The sequence below is a fragment of the Longimicrobium sp. genome (assembly GCF_035474595.1).
Taxonomy (GTDB): domain Bacteria; phylum Gemmatimonadota; class Gemmatimonadetes; order Longimicrobiales; family Longimicrobiaceae; genus Longimicrobium.
This window is the reverse complement of sequence record NZ_DATIND010000083.1, coordinates 12,363-29,454: the sequence shown is the minus strand read 5'-3', so window position 1 is coordinate 29,454 and position 17,092 is coordinate 12,363. Positions and strand designations below refer to the sequence as shown.

The following is a 17,092-nucleotide window of genomic DNA, read 5'->3' as shown; positions in this document are numbered from 1 at the left end:
CGGCCGCCGCGCGGGGCGGCCGATCAGTTGTTGCGGGTGAAGACGAACGACAGCGTGACGTTGGAGTTCGCCTGCCGCGAGTAGGTGACGGTGGTGGCGGTGTACGACGCGTTCCACGAGTCCTCGAACCGCGGCTCGAAGGTGATGCTGCCGCCGCCCCCGCTGGCGTCGCCGACGGTGATGGCCGTGGACGGCGCGCCCTGCGGCTTGTCTGGCGTGACCAGGAAGTACTGCAGCGTCTCGGTGAAGCGGCCGTTGTCCAGGATGACCAGCGAGCCTGCCTCGAGCCGCGCCGAGGTGCCGGCCGGGAGGCCGGGGAGCTGGAACGGCAGCGCGTTCCCGTTCACCGAGGTGAGCTTGAAGCTCCCCGACGCCTCGGCGGGAAAGGTGGAGTCGCTGCTGCAGGCGGCCAGGGCGGCGGCGCACCCCAGCAGGACGAAAGCTCGGCGGATGCCACGTACGGGCATGGGCGGTGTTCTCCGGATGAATGGATCAGCGGGCGCCGGGACGGCGCGGCGTGGCAGCCTGTAACGCGCGGAGGCGGTGCTTTCTTACTCTCCGCGCGTACGGTTGTTTCCCTGAAAGTGACCTCCGTGGGGCGCGGAGGGAAGCCCCGCCGCACCGCGCTCCCTGTCTCCACGCCCCGATCTTCCGGATTTTGCCGCAAGACTCGCGCGAGCGTGGCGGAGTGCATCGGGCGACGGGAGATGCGAGGCGCCGTGCCGCGTTCGCACTTTCGCGGGCCGCGCGGCGCGCGCAGGTTGGTGGCCTGCGTGTCCCGCGATGGGACGCGATCCGAACCGGGAGAGGACACCGTGCATTCACGCGCCGACGAGCTGGTGCGCCGCCTGGGGCTGCAGCCGCACCCCGAGGGCGGCTTCTATCGCGAGATCTTCCGCTCCGCGCGCCGCGTGCAGCCGTTCGACGCGCGGCCGGCGCGGAGCGGGCTGACGCTGATCTACTTCCTGCTCGCGGACGGCGGGGCGAGCCGGTGGCACCGCGTCGCCTCCGACGAGGCGTGGAGCTGGGTGGAGGGCGACGCGCTGGAGCTGTTCCGCATTCCCGCCGCGCTGGACGGCTTCACGCGCGAGCGGCTGGGCGCGCCGGGCGAGGGCGTGGAGGCGGCGGCGGTGGTCCCCGCGGGCGAGTGGCAGGCGGCGCGGACGACGGGCGCGTACACGCTGGTGACCTGCGCCGTCGGCCCCGGGTTCGACTTCGCCGACTTCCGCATGATGGGCGACGACGCGGAGGTGGCGGACGAGGTGCGGCGGCGGCATCCGGAGGCCGCGGCGCTCATCTGATCGACCGCTGAACAGAATCGAATCACACGGAGGGAACGGAGGAAACGGAGGGGGAGGGCGAGCACCTCCGCGCGGCCCGATCTCCATCCACCGTCAGAATCTCATCCCCCAGCGCCGTTCAATGAACGCGCGGACGGGTTCAGTGGACGTGCACTGAACGCGGGCCGCGATCTCCGCCGAACCGGTTCGGAAGGGACTCAACCGCAATCGGGAGATGCACTTGGGTCACGGCCACGCGGCCGGAACGCCCGATGCCCCCTCCCGGTGCACGCCGTGGCCGCATGCCGGCCGCGGTGCGCGAGGCCCATTCGCCCACTCCTGACCGGAAGGCACCGCATGCGCACCGCACGAATCCCCACTCCGCTCCTCCTCTGCATCCTCGCGCTGGCCGCCTGCTCCAAGCAGGAGCGGACCGAGCCTTCGTCCGCGCCCGACGTGGTCGCGCAGGAGATGCCGCCACCCGTTGTGAAGGGATACCAGGAGCTGGTCGCGCCGGCGAACGCGAGCGGCGTGGCGGCGGACACCCGTTCGGCGTCCGGCGGCTACGCGATGGTCGACAGCGGGTTCAGCCGCGAGCAGTACAACCCGATCGCCGAGAACGAGTTCAAGGACGCGGGCGCCGACCCGCTCTCCACCTTCGCCATCGACGTGGACGCGGCCTCGTACGCCAACGTGCGCCGCTTCGTGATGGCCGAGGGGCGGATGCCGCCGCGCGACGCGGTGCGCATCGAGGAGCTGGTGAACTACTTTGACTACGACTACGCCGATCCGCGGGGCGACGCGCCGTTCTCCATCACCACCGAGGTGGCGCCGGCGCCGTGGAACCCCGCGCACCGGCTGGTGCACGTGGGCCTGCAGGGGCGGCGGATGGACGCGGCGTCGCTCCCGCCCGCGAACCTGGTCTTCCTGGTGGACGTCTCGGGCTCGATGGACGAGCCAAACAAGCTGCCGCTGCTGAAGGAGGCGTTCGGACTTCTCGTCGACAACCTGCGCCCGCAGGACCGCGTCTCGATCGTGGCGTACGCGGGCGCGGCGGGGATGGTGCTGCCGCCGACCCGCGGGAGCGAGAAGGACCGCATCCGCGACGCGATCCAGACGCTGCAGCCCTCCGGATCGACCAACGGCGCGGAGGGGATCCGGCTGGCCTACCGCCTGGCGCGCGACGCCTTCGTCCGCGGGGGGAACAACCGCGTGATCCTGGCCACGGACGGCGACTTCAACGTGGGCGTGAGCAGCGACGCGGAGCTGGTGCAATTGATCGAGCAGGAGCGCGCGTCCGGCATCTTCCTGACCGTGCTGGGCTTCGGGACGGGGAACCTGCAGGACGCGAAGATGGAGCAGCTGGCCGACCGCGGGAACGGCAATTACGCGTACCTGGACGGCATCGCCGAAGCGCGAAAGGTGCTGGTGGGGGAGATGGGCGGCACCCTGTTCACCATCGCCAAGGACGTGAAGGTGCAGGTGGAGTTCAACCCCGCGCGGGTGAAGGCGTACCGGCTGATCGGATACGAGAACCGGCTGCTGGCCGCCGAGGACTTCAACGACGACCGCAAGGACGCGGGCGAGCTGGGCGCCGGGCACGCGGTGACGGCGCTGTACGAGGTCGTCCCCGCCGACGCGCCCGACAACCCCGCGCGGGGCACCGACCCCCTGCGCTACCAGCAGCCGCGCGGCCCCACCGGCGCGGCGGCCAGCGGCGAGCTGCTGACGGTGAAGCTGCGCTACAAGGCGCCCGACGGTGACGTGAGCCGGCTGCTGGTGCACCCTCTGCACGACCGCGGCGGTGCGCTGAGTGCGACGTCGGCGGACTTCCGGTTCGCGGCGGCGGTGGCGGAGTGGGGGATGCTGCTGCGCGGCTCGCGCTTCCGCGGCGCGGCGAGCTACGGCGCGGTGGCCGACCTGGCCCGCGGCGCGCTGGGCGACGACCGCGGCGGCTATCGCGGCGAGTTCCTGCGCATGGTCCAGGCGTCGCAGCGCATCGCCTCTTCCGGCGGGCGCGGGGAGGATGACGTGGCCGTGGAGCGGTGACAGCCGTCCTCGCGCGACGGCCGGCATCGCTGGATCTCACGCGGAGGACGCGGAGACGCGGGAAGCGCCGTGGATGCGAGGGAGATCGGGCGGATCGGGATCGATCGGAACTGTGGCTGAAGCCGCGGCTACGGCGGCACGCGAGACGGGCCGGGCGCATCGAAGGATCGCGCCCGGCCCGCCGCCGTTCCGTACCTCCGTACTCTCGTACTTTCGTACTTCCCTACGTTCCCGTGATCGCGGCGACGACGGTGCCGCGGCGCTCGGCCTTGTTCCAGCCGTGGGCCACGCCGCGCAGGGCGCCCGTGAGCGCGCGCCAGAGGACGGCGTACATCAGCTGGCGATACAGGAAGCGCTGCCAGAAGAGCCACCAGAGCGTCCGCACCTTCTCGCGGTCGAAGCGGAAGGCGACGAAGGCGAGGAGGAGCTCGACCGCGAAGAACAGCGCGTAGAAGAAGCCGAGCGTGGCCAGCGTGTGGCTGCTCTGCTCCAGCGGCCGCCAGTCCGCGCTGTACACGCCGCGCGTGACCCAAGCCGTGGCGAACTGCAGCAGCGCGTACCCCATCTGCAGGTCCACCAGCGGGGCGAGGATGGGGAGCAGCACCTGGAAGATCCAGAGCGACGGCATCACCGCGCGGCCGAACCACCCATCCTTCCCCAGCCCCCGGCGGTGCTTCCATAGCACCTGCAGCGTGCCGAAGCTCCAGCGGAAGCGCTGCCGGAAGAGGCTGCGCATCCGCTCGGGCGCCTCGGTCCACGCGATGGCGGCGGGCTCGTTCTCGATGCGCCATCCGGCGCGGCGCAGGCGGAAGGTGAGGTCCATGTCCTCGGCCAGCGTGTCGCCGCGATAGCCGCCGACGGCGTCGACCGCCGCGCGCCGCCACGCCCCCGCCGCGCCGGGGACCACCGTGACCGCGTTCAGCAGGGCGTACGCGCGGCGGTCCAGGTTCTGGCTGGTGACGTACTCGATGGACTGCCACCGGGTGAGCAGGTTCACCCGGTTCCCCACCTTCACGTTCCCCGCGACGGCGCCCACGCGCGGGTCCGCGAAGCGCCGCGCCAGCAGCCGCAGCGCGTCGGGCTCCACCTCGGTGTCGGCGTCGAAGCAGACGGCGATCTCGCCGCGCGACTCGTGCATCGCGCGGTTCAGCGCCGCCGCCTTGCCGCCGTTGGGCTGGCGGAAAAGGCGCACCCGCGGGTCGCCGCCGAACGCGCGCTCCACCTCGTCCGCGGTGCCGTCCATCGAGCCGTCGTCGACCACGATGACCTCGAAGCCGGGGTAGCGGCTGGCGAGGACGCTGGCGACCGTGCGCGCGATCACCGTCTCCTCGTTGAAGGCGGCGATCAAGACGCTCACCGGCGGCGCGAACTCCGCGGGTGCCCCGCGCCGCCGCTCGCGCACGCGGGCGGCGACGGCGAGCGCGGTGAGCACCATCCCCCTGCCGATGCCCAGGATGATGGCCAGGACGAAGGCGGTTCCGAGCAGGTTGGCCATGGTGAACCAGGTCCCGAACGTCACCCGGTCCAGCCCCAGCAGCGTCTCGTCGGTCGCGGGGACGGCGGGCATCACGGCGGCGCGGGGAACACCCAGCAGCTGCGAGACGGTGACGAAGCGGTATCCCTCGCCGCGCAGCGTGCGGACGATGAGGGGGAGCGCGGCGATGGTGGCGCTGCGGTCGCCGCCGGCGGTGTGCAGGAGGACCACGTTGCTGCGTCCCCCGCGCACCTGCCCGACCACGGTCTCCGCGATGTCCTCCGCCGTGCGGGAGACGGGCGCGCCGTCCGGTCCCGGCATGGTGAGCCGCCAGTCCTGAGGGTCCACCAGCTCGCCCACGGTGACGTACCCGAGGCGCGACGCGGCCACGATGGGGTCCAGCTGCTCGGCGGTCTGCGGCTCGGCGTCGGCATTGTAGGGCGGGCGGAAGAGGAGGGTGGAGCGGCCGATGATGGCCTGCAGCCCGCGCTGCGTGGCGTTCAGCTCCAGCTCGGCCCGGCGCGGCCCGATGGCCGCCATGTTGGGATGGGTGAACGAGTGGTTGCCGATGTCGTGCCCCTCGGCCCACATCCGCCGCACCAGCCCGGGGTGCCGCTCCACGTTCTCGCCCACCAGGAAGAACGAGCCGTGCACCCGCAGCGCCTTCAGCGTGTCCAGCGCCTCGCCGGTGAACTCGCCGTCGGGCCCGTCGTCGAAGGTGAGCGCCACCCACCCGGCGTGGAAGCCGCTGCGGTGCACCACGAACGACGAGGGGACGGCGGTGTAGCGCTCGTCGGTGACGAGCCCGTTCTGCGGATCGACCGCCAGCGTGCGGCTCCCGTCGCGCGGAGTGGAGGCCACGGAAAGGATCTCGCCCTGCCCGGTGAACTCGATCTCGTACGGGAAGCGCACCCGCCGCAGCGCGGCCGGATCGGCGGGCGCGGCGAGGCGGCGGCGGTCCAGGAAGGTCCACACCTCCGGATCTTCCGATCCCAGCGCCCAGAGGGCGGCACCGCGCACGCCCAGGCCGCGGGCCAGCAGCCACTGGTTGTACGCCGTGACGGCGTCCAGCATCCACACCTCGTGGCCGTGGCCGCCCGCGTCCTCGTAGTCGAAGGTGGGGTTCAGCGCGTCGGCGTCGAAGTCCACCGGCTCGCCGGCGGCCGAATCGGCGCGCGCGGCGTGCGCCAGCTGCAGCGCCGACTGGTAGGTGAGCGGCGCGGCGGGCTTTCCGTCGTCCGCCCAGTCGAAGGCGTAGTTCCCGATCCCCAGCACCAGCTTGTCGCGGGGGATGCGGCGCAGCTCCGTCTCCAGCAGCGGCTGCGCCCACGCGGCCGACGCGATGGGCCCCGGGTCGCCACCGGGGGAGTGCTCGCCGTAGACCATCGCCACCACCAGGTCGGCCTCGCGGGCGACGGCCTCGAGCGGCACCTGCGCTTTGGCGGGCTCCACGTCGACCGAGAGCGTGAGCCCCGCCGCGTGCAGCGTCCGCGCGAAGCGGCCGACCAGCGCGGGAAGCTGGCGGTATCCCTCGTCCGACAGGTTCTCCAGGTCCAGGTTCAGCCCCTCGAAGCGGTGCGCCAGCAGCCAGTCGCGGGTGGCGCGGGCAACCCGCAGCTGCGTGTCGGGGTCGCCCAGGAGCGAGTCGGCGCGCGCGGGGTCGAAGGCGGAGCTGGCCGCGTTGCTGAGCACCGGCTCCACCCGCAGCCCGTGCGCGCGGGCGATGCGGACGACTTCCAGGTTGGCGGGGGTGAGGCGGGGATCCCAGTCGGTGGTGTCGGTCGCCGCGCCGTCGGGGCCAAGGTGCAGCCACCCGGGCATCAGGTGCGTCATGCGGTCGGCGTTGGCGCGAAGCGAGCTGAGCGCGGTGCGCTGCCAGGGCGCGTAGAAGCCGGCGACCACGGGTTCGGAGAGGGGGCGGCGCGGGGCGGCCTTCGCGCGCTCCTCGCGGCGGATCTCGCGCCAGAGCGCCAGCCGCGCCAGGTGCATGTGGTGCCGCGCCACCTGCGCGCGCGTGCCGAACAGCAGCGGCGCGCCGCGCGGGCGCAGCCGCTGCTGGACGGCGTCGAGCCCCGGCACCCGCGGGAGCACCGGGATGGCGAGAAGGGTGAGGACGAAGAGGGTGGTGACCACGGCCACCGCCAGCGCGGCGCCCGCGCCGAGGCGCGCCACCAGCCGGCGCCGGCCGCCGCTGGGGTCGTGGAATACCTGGTGTCCGGCCATGGATCCCAGCCTGGGGTGCTGCTACCGGTCCGCGTCGGCTGGTGGGGGGATGCGGGCCTGCGCGAGTGCGTCGTCTACGAAGTCCGCGTCGGGGTGGGGGGACGTGGCCATGCGGAGGAAATGCTACCGCCGCAAGCTGTCCGCACGATGACATCCGCATGAACGGGAGATGAGGGGCAGGGAAGGATGTTGACTGTATTGCGGAATCGACGCTAGAATCATGGTGTCAACGCCCCGGAGGGATTCGATGTCATCGAAGCAACGGAGGAAGAGCCGCAGCACGCCCGAGGCGTCGTCTCGCCCCGTGCTCCGCTCGGTGCCGGGCCTGCGCGCAGCGCATGGGGATCGGGACCGGCTTCGCGAGGCAGCGCTCGTCCGCTACCGGACGCTGGTGGAACGGCTGATCGACTCGGCGCCGGCGCAGGCGGTGGAAGACGCGCTCGCGGCGTCGGACGACGTGGGCGGGCTGGCCGGGCTGCTGGCGAAGGTCGGCCCGCTCGCGCCCCCCGCCCGCGATCCGCTCGCGGCCGCCCGGGCGCGCGGCGCACAGGCGAAGGCCGTGCTCCTCGAGCGCGCGGGAGGCGGCCTCTCCGCGGGGGCGGTGGCGGCGCTGATGGGGGTGAAGCCGGCGGCGGTGCATGCGCGCCGCGCACGCGGGACGCTGCTCGCGGTGGCGCAGGCGAACGGCGAGTTCGTCTATCCCGCGGGGCAGTTCGGGCCCGACGGTCCGCTGCGGGGGCTCGGCCGCGTCCTGTCGGCCTTCCGGGTCGACGGACCGTGGACGCGGCTCTCCGCGCTGGTGGCCCCGGCGGACGCGCTGGGCGGCGTATCTCCGCTCGACGCGCTTGTTCGCGGAAACGTCGAAGGCGCCGTCGAGGCGGTCGCCGGCTACGGCGAGCAGTCGGGGTGAGCGCCGCGCCGGCCGTTCCGCCCGACGATCCGGGTCCGCCGCCCCATCCGCCGGCGGACCTTTTCGCGCGCGATCTGCCGATCCACGCCGTCCCGGCCGCCGCGCTGCTCTATCGGATTCATTCGGCGCGGCGGGATCCGCTGTTCTTCGGCCCGGCTCCCGGCGTGCCTCCACGGGGGCGGTGGGACGCGCCGGGCGGCGAGTTCCGCGTCTGCTACCTGGCCGAGGATCCCCACGTCGCCTTCGCCGAGACGTTCCTGCGCGAGCCGGGGATGACGGTGATCGAGGAGCCGGACCTGGTGGCGCGGAGCCTCGCGGGGATCGAGGTGCGGAGCGCCCTGCGCCTGGCGGCGATGCACGGGCCGGGGCTGGCGCGCGCGGGGGCGACCGCCGCGGTCTGTACCGGCCCCTACGCCGTGTCGCGCGCATGGGCGCTCGCGCTGCACGAGCACCCCGCCGCGCTCGACGGGATCCGCTACCGGGCGCGGCACGACGACGACGGGTTCGCCATCGCGCTGTTCGACCGTTCCGCCGGTGCAATCGTGCCAGTGGACACCCGCGTGCTGGACCCGCGGACGCTGGCGGACCCGATCGCGGAGTGGCTGGACCGCTACGGAATGGGGTTGATCTAAGTCGGTACGTACTGTCGGCTTTCATCGTCGATCGACCGCTACATCGTTGATCTCACGCGGAGACGCGGAGACGCGGAGGATTCGTCACGGCACGGGGTTCTCCGCGACTCCGTGTCTCCGCGTGAGAAATCACCGTTGGGGAGACGCGGAGATTGAGGGGATCGCGCTGAGTTCACTGGGAAATGAGGATCGCTTCTGCCGAATCGACAAAACTTCTGGCTACTTACTTGAGCCCCGTTTCGCCGCGTCTCCGGACGCAGGTTCATCCCCGGGCGGCGACGGCTTGCGGCACGGCCGTATCGGTGCGAAGGTTGGGGAAGCCGCCGAGACGCATCTTCATCCCCCATCCCATTCCGCGGATCCCCATGTCCACGCTGGTTTCTGCCCACGCGAAGGTGTCGCGCCGCGCCGCGCGCTTCACCGAGTCGGTGATCCGCGAGATGACGCGCGAGGCGCTGAAGCACGGCGCCGTGAACCTGTCGCAGGGCTTTCCCGACTTCGCCGCGCCCGAGGCCATCAAGGAGGCCGCCGCGCGCGCCATCGCCGCCGACATCAACCAGTACGCCATCACCTGGGGCGCCAAGGACCTGCGCGAGGCGATCCGGGACAAGGTGCAGTGGTACCTGGGGCTGGACGTGGATCCCGAGCGCGAGATCGTGGTCACCTGCGGCTCGACCGAGGCGATGATCGCGGCGATGATGGCGACCGTCGATCCGGGCGACGAGGTGATCGTCTTCGAGCCCTTCTACGAGAACTACGGGCCCGACGCGATCCTCTCCGACGCCACGCCGCGCTACGTGCCGCTGCGCGCGCCGGACTGGCACTTCGACCGCGACGAGCTGCGCGCGGCGTTCAACGATCGCACGCGCGCCATCATCCTCTGCAACCCCAACAACCCCACGGGAAAGGTGTTCACCCGCGAGGAGATGGAGTTCATCGCCGGGCTGTGCGTGGAGCACGACGTGCTCTGCTTCAGCGACGAGATCTACGAGCACATCCTCTACCCGTCGGAGGGGCGCACGGTGGAGCACATCTCCATGGCGCAGATGGAGGGGATGCGCGAGCGCACCGTGGTCATCAACTCGATGTCGAAGACGTACTCGGTGACGGGGTGGCGGGTGGGATGGGCGATCGCGCCGCCGGAGATCACCAACGCGATCCGGAAGGTGCACGACTTCCTGACGGTGGGCGCCGCCGCGCCGCTGCAGGCCGCGGGCGCGGTGGCGCTCCGGATGCCGCGCGAGTACTACGCCGAGCTGCAGGCCGCCTACCAGTGCCGCCGCGACTTCATGCTGGGCGCGCTGCGCACCGCCGGGTTCGGCTTCACCGACCCCGACGGCGCGTACTACGTGATGACCGACATCACCCCCTTCGCGCACCTGGGGCACGCGGACGACGTGGAGTTCACGCGCTGGATGGTGCGCGAGGTGGGGGTGGCGGTGGTGCCCGGCTCGTCGTTCTACTTCGCCGACCACGCGCGCGAGCTGGGCGGCGACCGCCAGGTGCGCTTCTGCTTCTGCAAGACCGACGCGACGCTCACCGCCGCCGCCGAGCGGCTGGCGACGCTGGGCCAGCGATGAAAGTGACGCGCGCTGGCACAACGTCCGCAGGTTGACGTATCACCCGCGTTGCGAAATGGATCGCGACCAGGCAAACAGATCGTCGGACGCAAGGAGAGTGATCATGAGTCTTACATTGGAGCTGCCCGGCGATCTTGAGCGCCGGCTGGCTTCGGAGGCTGCCGAGGCTGGGGTTCCTCTCGCGGATTACGTGGTGCAGATGCTCACGCAGAGCTCGGCTTCTCCGAACCGCGTCGCGCAGACCGGGGCGGAACTCGTCGACTTCTGGAGGCGCGAGGGTCTGATCGGCTATCGTACCGATATTACTGACTCGGTCGAGTATGCTCGGGAACTGCGCAAGCGCGCCGAACGCCGAACCCACGAATGACGTGATTCTGCTCGATTCGGATGTGCTGATCGACGTACAGCGTGGCTACGCGCCGGCCGCGGTGTGGCTGGACGGACTGCGCGAGCAACCGTCTGTTCCAGGTTTCGTCGTTATGGAGCTGGTGCAGTCGGCGAGGAACTCGCAGGAGGTGGAGAAGGCGCTGCGATTCGTGTCGCGGATGGCGGTGGTCTGGCCTGACGAGCGCGGGTGCGCGGCAGCGCTGGAGATCTTCTCCAGACTTCACCTCTCCCACAGTCTGGGATTGCTGGATGCGCTCATCGCCGCGACGGCACTTCGCAGCGGCGCGCCGCTGTGCACGTTCAATCTTAAGCACTTCCGTGCGGTTCCCGGGCTCGTGACGATGCAGCCGTATCCGAAGTAGGCGCCCGCGGGTGACGGCGGCGGCGCGATGCGCTAGGTTGTAGGCCGCCCATTCACCATCGCCCGCCACCTTTCGTCGCCCACCCGATGGCCGAGCACCAGCCCAGCGCACAGGAACACCTGGAAAACGCCCGCGAGATGCTCTGGGAGGCCATCCAGACGCTGGAAGAAGCGCAGCGGGTGATGTTCCGGGCCGGCGACCGCTACGTGGCCGACGTGTGGGGCGACGGCGTGCGTGCCGTGCTGGACCTGACCGAGCGCATCACCGACCTTTCGGGCGACCTGACCAAGGTCCACATCGAGATCGGCCGCCTGACGAAGCGCGACCGCGGCCGCCCCGGCGAGCCGGCGAAGTAGCGGAACCGCGAGGTTCTACGCGGAGAAGCAGGGCAGCGGAGGCGTTCTCTCCGCTGCCCTGCTTCTCCGCGTAGAACCCACTTTTCCGACGAGGTCCATTATCTTCTCCGCGCGCCACCGATCCCCATCCCCCACCCGACGGAGCGACGTGGCCCGACGCCGATCCCGTTCCTCGCGCCGCACCGCCGCGGGCTTCCTCGCCGTCGGCATCCTCGCGCTGGCGGCGGCGCTGCTGGTGTGGCACGGGTGGCTGCGCGGGAACTATCCCAGCCGCGCGCGCTACCCGGTGCGCGGCGTGGACGTGTCGCACCACCAGCACGCGATCGACTGGGCGCGGCTGCGGGCGGACGGGGCGGAGTTCGCCTATCTCAAGGCGACCGAGGGCGCGGCGTGGCGCGACAGCACCTTCGTGCGCAACCGCGCCGGGGCGCTGCGGGCGGGCGTGGTGACCGGCGCGTACCACTACTTCACCTTCTGCGCGCCGGGCGAGGCGCAGGCGCGCAACTTCCTCGCAGCCGCGCCGCCCCTCCCCGGACCCGCGCTCCCTCCCGCCGTCGACCTGGAGTTCGGAGGCAACTGCGCGGCGCGCCCCTCCGCGGACTCGCTCGCGGCCCAGCTGCGCGCCTTCCTCGCCCCGGTCGAGGCGGCGTACGGGCGGCCCGCGCTGCTCTACGTCACCCGCGAGTTCTACGACGCGTACCTGGCCGGACGCCCGGCGGCGAACCCGCTCTGGGTGCGCAGCATCTTCGGCGCGCCGCGGTACGGGGGACGGTGGACGCTGTGGCAGTACGGCAACCGCGGGCGGATGGACGGGGTGGAGACGTACGTCGACCTGAACGCCTTCAACGGCACGCGCGGGGATTTCGATCGGTGGATCAACGGGCGGTGACGGCGGCGCTCCGCTTGCGGGAGCGGCGGCAACGGATAGGATTCCCCCATTCCGATCCAGTCCGGCAGGAACGACCGACCCGATCCAATCGAGGAAGACATGACCTCTCGCCATCTCGCATCCGCCGCCGCGGCCGCCGCGCTGCTCGCCGCGTGCACGCAGGCGCCGCAGCCCGCCCCCGCTCCCGCCGCCGTGCAGCCCCCCGCCGCCGGCTCGGCCGCGCAGCCGCAGGAGGACATCGGCCAGCGGCTGGCCCGCTACCGCACCGTGCGGCTGACGACCGACCTGTCCCAGCTCTCCGCCAACGAGCGGCGGATGATCCCGCTGCTGATCGACGCGGCGAAGGAGATGGACGCCATCTTCTGGATGCAGACGTACGGCAACCGCGACGAGCTGATGGGGCGCATCACCGACCCGCGGATGCGCCAGTACGTGGATCTCAACTACGGCCCGTGGGACCGGCTGGAGAACGACGCGCCCTTCGTCCCCGGCGTGGCCGCCAAGTACGAGGGCTCCAACTACTATCCCGCGGGGATGACCAAGGCGGAGTTCGACGCCGAGGTGGCCAAGGGCGGCGCGCGCGCGGACTCGCTGAAGAGCCTGTACACGCTGGTGCGCCGCAACCAGTCGGGGCGCCTGTACGCCGTTCCCTTCCACGTCGCCTTCGCCCCCAACCTGCAGCGCGCGGCGGACAAGCTGCGCCAGGCCGCCGCGCTGGCCGACGATCCGGGGCTGAAGCGCTACCTGACGCTGCGCGCCGACGCGCTGCTGAGCGACGACTTCCAGGCCAGCGACCTGGCCTGGATGGACATGAAGAACAACACGCTCGACATCGTGATCGGCCCCATCGAGACGTACGAGGACGCGCTGTACGGCTACAAGGCGGCCAACGAGGCGTACGTGCTGGTGAAGGACCGCGAGTGGAGCCGCCGCCTGGCGCACTACGTCCAGCTGCTGCCCGCCCTGCAGCGCGGGCTGCCGGTGGAGGAGGCGTTCAAGCGCGAGGTGCCGGGAAGCAACAGCGACCTGAACGCCTACGACGCCGTGTACTACGCGGGCGAGGCCAACTCGGGGGCCAAGACCATCGCCATCAACCTGCCGAACGACGAGCAGGTGCAGCTGCAGAAGGGGACGCGGCGGCTGCAGCTGAAGAACGCCATGCGCGCCAAGTTCGACGCCATCATGCTCCCCATCGGCCGCGAGCTGATCGTGCCGGACCAGGTGGCCAACATCACCTTCGACGGGTTCTTCGAGAACACCATGTTCCACGAGGTGGCCCACGGGCTGGGGATCAAGAACGTGGTGAACGGCACGGGCACGGTGCGCGAGGCGCTGAAGGAGCGCGCCGGCGGGCTGGAGGAGGAGAAGGCCGACGTGCTGGGGCTGTACATGGTGACGCAGCTGAACCGCCAGGGCGAGCTGGGGAACGAGCCGCTGCTGAACAACTACGTCACCTTCCTGGCCGGGCTCTTCCGCTCGGTGCGCTTCGGCGCGGGCGACGCGCACGGGCGGGCGAACATGGCCACGTTCAACTTCTTCGCCGAGCAGGGCGCGTTCACCCGCGAGCCGGCCACGGGGAAGTACCGCGTGAACTTCGAGAAGATGCAGCAGGCGGTGAACGCGCTGGCGGGCAAGATCCTGCGCCTGCAGGGCAACGGCGACTACGCCGGCGTGGGCGAGTTCATGACCGGCTACGGCGTGATCCGCCCCGAGCTGCAGGGCGACCTGGGCCGCCTGTCGCGCCTGGGGATTCCCGTGGACGTGGTGTTCGAGCAGGGGACCGGCGTGCTGGGGCTGTGAACCGAAGTGCGAAAGTGCGAAAGTGCGGGAGTGCGAAAGTGCGGGAGTGCGCTCGGCTTTCGTACGGGGATGACGGCCGGGCGGGTTGGAGAGATCCTGCCCGCCCGGTATAGCGGCCTTCTCCCCCTCCCCGACCGTCCGACCGACACGCGGGGAGGGGAGGACTCGGCGGGGAGACGGATGTTGGCTCGTCGGCCCGGCATCGCGCCTCTCCGGCCGGCTTAGGCTGTCCACCTCTCCCGTACCGGGAGAGGTAGCTGGCAAGCATCGGCGCCACTCCGTGCGTGGGTGCGAAGAAGGGCCAAACAACCGCAAAGATGCTGGATAGCCACCCTCTCCCGGGACGGGAGAGGGTCGCGCCCTCCGGCGCGGGGTGAGGGCGGCGCGGGGACGGGGACGCGCACCGGCGCCTGAGGGGCAAACACACCCCAATCCTGCGATTCCAACATCCTCCGTCCCCATATCAGAGCGGTTCCAACATCCTCCGTCTCCACATCAGAAACGAGGACCGATGCGCCAGGTCTGGATCACCAAGCGGGGCGGGCCGGAGGTGCTGCAGGTGCGCGAGGCGCCGGACCCCGAGCCGAAGCCCGGCGAGATCCGCATCCGCGTGGCCGCGTCGGGGGTGAACTTCGCGGACGTGATGGCGCGCCTCGGGCTGTACCCCGACGCGCCGCCGCTCCCCACCGTGATGGGCTACGAGGTCGCGGGGACGGTGGACCGCGTGGGCGCCGGCGTCACCGATTTTCGCGAGGGCGACCGGGTGGGCTCGACCACGCGCTTCGGGGGATACTCGGACGTGGTGTGCGTGCCCGCCGCGCAGGCGCAGCGGCTGCCGGACGCGCTGAGCTTCGAGAAGGCCGCGGCGATCCCGGTGAACTACATCACCGCCTGGCTGATGCTGGTGACGCTGGGGAACGTGCGCGAGGGCGACCGCGTGCTCGTGCACGCCGCGGCCGGGGGCGTGGGGCAGGCGGCGCTGCAGATCTGCCGGTGGAAGGGCGCGGAGGTGATCGGGACCGCGAGCGCGTCGAAGCACGCGCGGCTGCGGGAGATGGGCGTTGCGCACTGCATCGACTACCGCACGCAGGACTTCCTGGCGGAGACGAAGCGCGTCACCGGCGGCCGCGGGGTGGACATCGCGCTGGACGCGGTGGGCGGGGAGAGCTTCCGGAAGAGCTACCGCGCGCTGGCGCCGCTCGGCCGCCTGTACGTGTTCGGCGCGAGCGCGCTGGCCACGGGGAAGCGGCGCAGCCTCGTGGGCGCGGTGCGCGGGCTGATCGCGATGCCCGCCTTCCGCCCGCTGCCCATGATGAACTCCAACCGCGGCGTGCAGGGCGTGAACCTGGGCCACCTGTGGAACGAGGCCGCGCGGCTGAAGGGAATCATGGGCGAGATCCTGGCGCTGGTCGCCGGCGGCACCTTCGACCCCGTGGTGGACCGCACCTTCCCGTTCGAAAAGGCCGGCGACGCGCACGCCTGGATCCAGGACCGCAAGAACTTCGGCAAGGTGCTGCTGACGCCGTAGACAATCGGGGAGTCGTGATGAGCGAAATGGTGAATCACGTCGACGAAAACGACCAGGAGCTCGGCGTAGTCTCGCGCGCCGAAGCACACCGCGACGGGCTGCTGCACCGAGCGGTGCACGTGCTGGCGCAGGATCGGCAGGGACGCTGGATTCTCCAACAGCGATCAACCAGCCGAACGATGAACCCCGGGCTGTGGACCAGCACCTGCTCCGGCCACGTCGATCCGGGCGAGGCCTACGAGGACGCCGCGCTCCGCGAAGCACGGGAGGAGCTGGGGCTGGAGATCCACAAACTGCTTCCGGTCTCGACGCTTCTCCTCGAGGCGACGAACTCCACAGCGGGCGAGCGCTGCCGGGCGTTCACGCGCGTCTTCGTGGTCGGCGAATTCATCGATGCGGACGCGCTTCGCCCGAACGAGGAAACTGAGGGATTCCATGGAATGGGAACCGGCGAGATCGCGGAATTGATTCACACGCCTCTTCTGCGCGAGGACGACGCGGGCGCCGCAATCCGCTTCGCAGACAATTTCCCGCCTGTGTTCTCCGCTGTGTTCAACCATTCGAAGACCTGTCTTCAATTCCTCCACGGCTGAGGCAACTGGCGTAAACGCATTAGTTTGCACAGATTTATGCGCCCGTTTCCGAACCCGTGTCAGCCGATCCGTCTCGATGCTCCGCAACCCGTTCCGCTCCCGCTTTGCCGCCCTCGCGCTGGTGCCGCTGGCCTGCGCGGCGGTCGCGGCGTGCGACGGGCGCGGGGTGCGCGGGGGGGCGGCGCATCCGGGCGCGGCGCCCGGCTTCCGCGCGGCGCCCGCGGCTCCGCAGGCGGCCGTGGGCGCGGGGCAGTTCCGCGTGGCGTACCGCCCGGTGCGCGACACGGTGTTCGCGCAGTGGCAGGACGACTTCCGGCAGGAGCACTTCCTGGAAGACGTGGCCGCGTGGATGAACGACTGGGTGCGGCTGCCGCGGGACGTGACGCTCACCTTTGCCGAGTGCGGCGAGTCCAACTCGTTCTACGAGCCGAAGGACCGCACCGTGACCGTCTGCTTCGAGCTGGTGGACGAACTGGACCAGATCTTCGCGCACGACGAGGACCGCGACCAGGCGGTGAACGACGCGCTGCTCTTCACCACGCTGCACGAGGTGGGGCACGCGCTGGTGAACGTGCTGGACCTGCCCATCACCGGGCGCGAGGAGGACGCGGTGGACCAGCTCGCCTCGCTGATCCTGGTGGACGGCGCGGACGATGGCGACGAGGCGGCGGTGAACGGCGTGCGCGGCCTGCCGGACGACGACCAGCTGGACGACCTTGCCTTCGCCGACGAGCACGCGCTGAACGGGCAGCGCTTCTACAACGTGCTCTGCCTGGTCTACGGCCAGGACCCCGACGCCTATGCCGAGTGGACCCGCGACGGCACCCTCCCCCCCGAGCGCGCCGAGCGCTGCCCCGAGGAGTACGACCGCACGCGCGAGGCATGGGACAGGCTGCTGGGGCCGTATCTCAAGACTTGAGTGCGGAAGTGCGGAAGTGCGGAAGAGCGTGGCATCGGCGAGGCCGCTCGGCATCGGTGCGGGGATGACTTCGGTGCGCGCGGCGGAGCCCTCCCCCCGCGGCTGGGGCC

15 protein-coding genes are annotated in these 17,092 nt (G+C 71.2%); 13 read left to right on the top strand and 2 right to left on the bottom strand.

Annotated elements, in window-relative coordinates:
• Window positions 1–23: 23 nt before the first annotated feature.
• Entirely contained in the window at window positions 24–467 is a 444-nt protein-coding gene (locus VLK66_RS14455; RefSeq protein WP_325310143.1) for a hypothetical protein, read from the bottom strand.
• 348 nt (window positions 468–815) lie between these two features.
• Between VLK66_RS14455 and VLK66_RS14450 the strand changes: the two genes are divergently transcribed.
• Both VLK66_RS14450 and VLK66_RS14445 read left to right on the top strand, forming a co-directional pair.
• A complete protein-coding gene (locus tag VLK66_RS14450) occupies window positions 816–1,301 on the top strand; it encodes a cupin domain-containing protein (protein WP_325310142.1) in 486 nt (161 codons plus the stop codon).
• A 336-nt stretch (window positions 1,302–1,637) separates the two neighbouring features.
• Window positions 1,638–3,329, top strand: coding sequence for a VWA domain-containing protein (locus VLK66_RS14445; RefSeq protein WP_325310141.1), 1,692 nt, complete (start codon window positions 1,638–1,640; stop codon window positions 3,327–3,329).
• Between the two features lie 223 nt (window positions 3,330–3,552).
• Here the strand turns inward: VLK66_RS14445 and VLK66_RS14440 are convergent, their stop codons facing one another.
• Window positions 3,553–7,026, bottom strand: coding sequence for a glycosyltransferase (locus VLK66_RS14440; RefSeq protein ID WP_325310140.1), 3,474 nt, complete (start codon window positions 7,024–7,026; stop codon window positions 3,553–3,555).
• A gap of 247 nt (window positions 7,027–7,273) precedes the next feature.
• Here VLK66_RS14440 and VLK66_RS14435 point away from each other — a divergent pair, with 247 nt between their 5' ends.
• The 11 genes from VLK66_RS14435 (at window position 7,274) to VLK66_RS14385 (ending at window position 16,982) form a co-directional block, all read left to right on the top strand.
• A complete protein-coding gene (locus VLK66_RS14435; RefSeq protein WP_325310139.1) occupies window positions 7,274–7,936 on the top strand; it encodes a hypothetical protein in 663 nt (220 codons plus the stop codon).
• Window positions 7,933–8,568 carry an RES family NAD+ phosphorylase gene (locus tag VLK66_RS14430; protein ID WP_325310138.1) on the top strand — a complete coding sequence of 212 codons (636 nt, stop codon included), beginning with the start codon at window positions 7,933–7,935 and terminating at the stop codon, window positions 8,566–8,568. Before VLK66_RS14435 ends, VLK66_RS14430 begins: the two co-directional genes overlap by 4 nt.
• A gap of 365 nt (window positions 8,569–8,933) precedes the next feature.
• Window positions 8,934–10,148 carry a pyridoxal phosphate-dependent aminotransferase gene (locus tag VLK66_RS14425; protein WP_325310137.1) on the top strand — a complete coding sequence of 405 codons (1,215 nt, stop codon included), beginning with the start codon at window positions 8,934–8,936 and terminating at the stop codon, window positions 10,146–10,148.
• A 55-nt stretch (window positions 10,149–10,203) separates the two neighbouring features.
• Window positions 10,204–10,515: a hypothetical protein gene (locus tag VLK66_RS14420; RefSeq protein ID WP_325310136.1), complete on the top strand. Its 312-nt coding sequence runs from the start codon at window positions 10,204–10,206 to the stop codon at window positions 10,513–10,515.
• A 1-nt stretch (window position 10,516) separates the two neighbouring features.
• Complete coding sequence (locus VLK66_RS14415; protein WP_325310135.1) at window positions 10,517–10,897, top strand: PIN domain-containing protein; 381 nt, start codon at window positions 10,517–10,519, stop codon at window positions 10,895–10,897.
• A gap of 86 nt (window positions 10,898–10,983) precedes the next feature.
• Window positions 10,984–11,253, top strand: a complete 270-nt coding sequence (locus tag VLK66_RS14410; protein WP_325310134.1) for a hypothetical protein — start codon at window positions 10,984–10,986, stop codon at window positions 11,251–11,253.
• A 148-nt stretch (window positions 11,254–11,401) separates the two neighbouring features.
• Window positions 11,402–12,142, top strand: a complete 741-nt coding sequence (locus tag VLK66_RS14405; RefSeq protein WP_325310133.1) for a GH25 family lysozyme — start codon at window positions 11,402–11,404, stop codon at window positions 12,140–12,142.
• A gap of 99 nt (window positions 12,143–12,241) precedes the next feature.
• Window positions 12,242–13,942, top strand: a complete 1,701-nt coding sequence (locus tag VLK66_RS14400) for a dipeptidyl-peptidase 3 family protein (RefSeq protein ID WP_325310132.1) — start codon at window positions 12,242–12,244, stop codon at window positions 13,940–13,942.
• Window positions 13,943–14,453: 511 nt separating this feature from the next.
• Window positions 14,454–15,470 carry a medium chain dehydrogenase/reductase family protein gene (locus VLK66_RS14395; RefSeq protein ID WP_325310131.1) on the top strand — a complete coding sequence of 339 codons (1,017 nt, stop codon included), beginning with the start codon at window positions 14,454–14,456 and terminating at the stop codon, window positions 15,468–15,470.
• Window positions 15,471–15,487: 17 nt separating this feature from the next.
• Window positions 15,488–16,063, top strand: coding sequence for an NUDIX hydrolase (locus tag VLK66_RS14390; protein ID WP_325310130.1), 576 nt, complete (start codon window positions 15,488–15,490; stop codon window positions 16,061–16,063).
• 76 nt (window positions 16,064–16,139) lie between these two features.
• Entirely contained in the window at window positions 16,140–16,982 is an 843-nt protein-coding gene (locus tag VLK66_RS14385) for a DUF4344 domain-containing metallopeptidase (RefSeq protein WP_325310129.1), read from the top strand.
• Window positions 16,983–17,092: the final 110 nt, after the last annotated feature.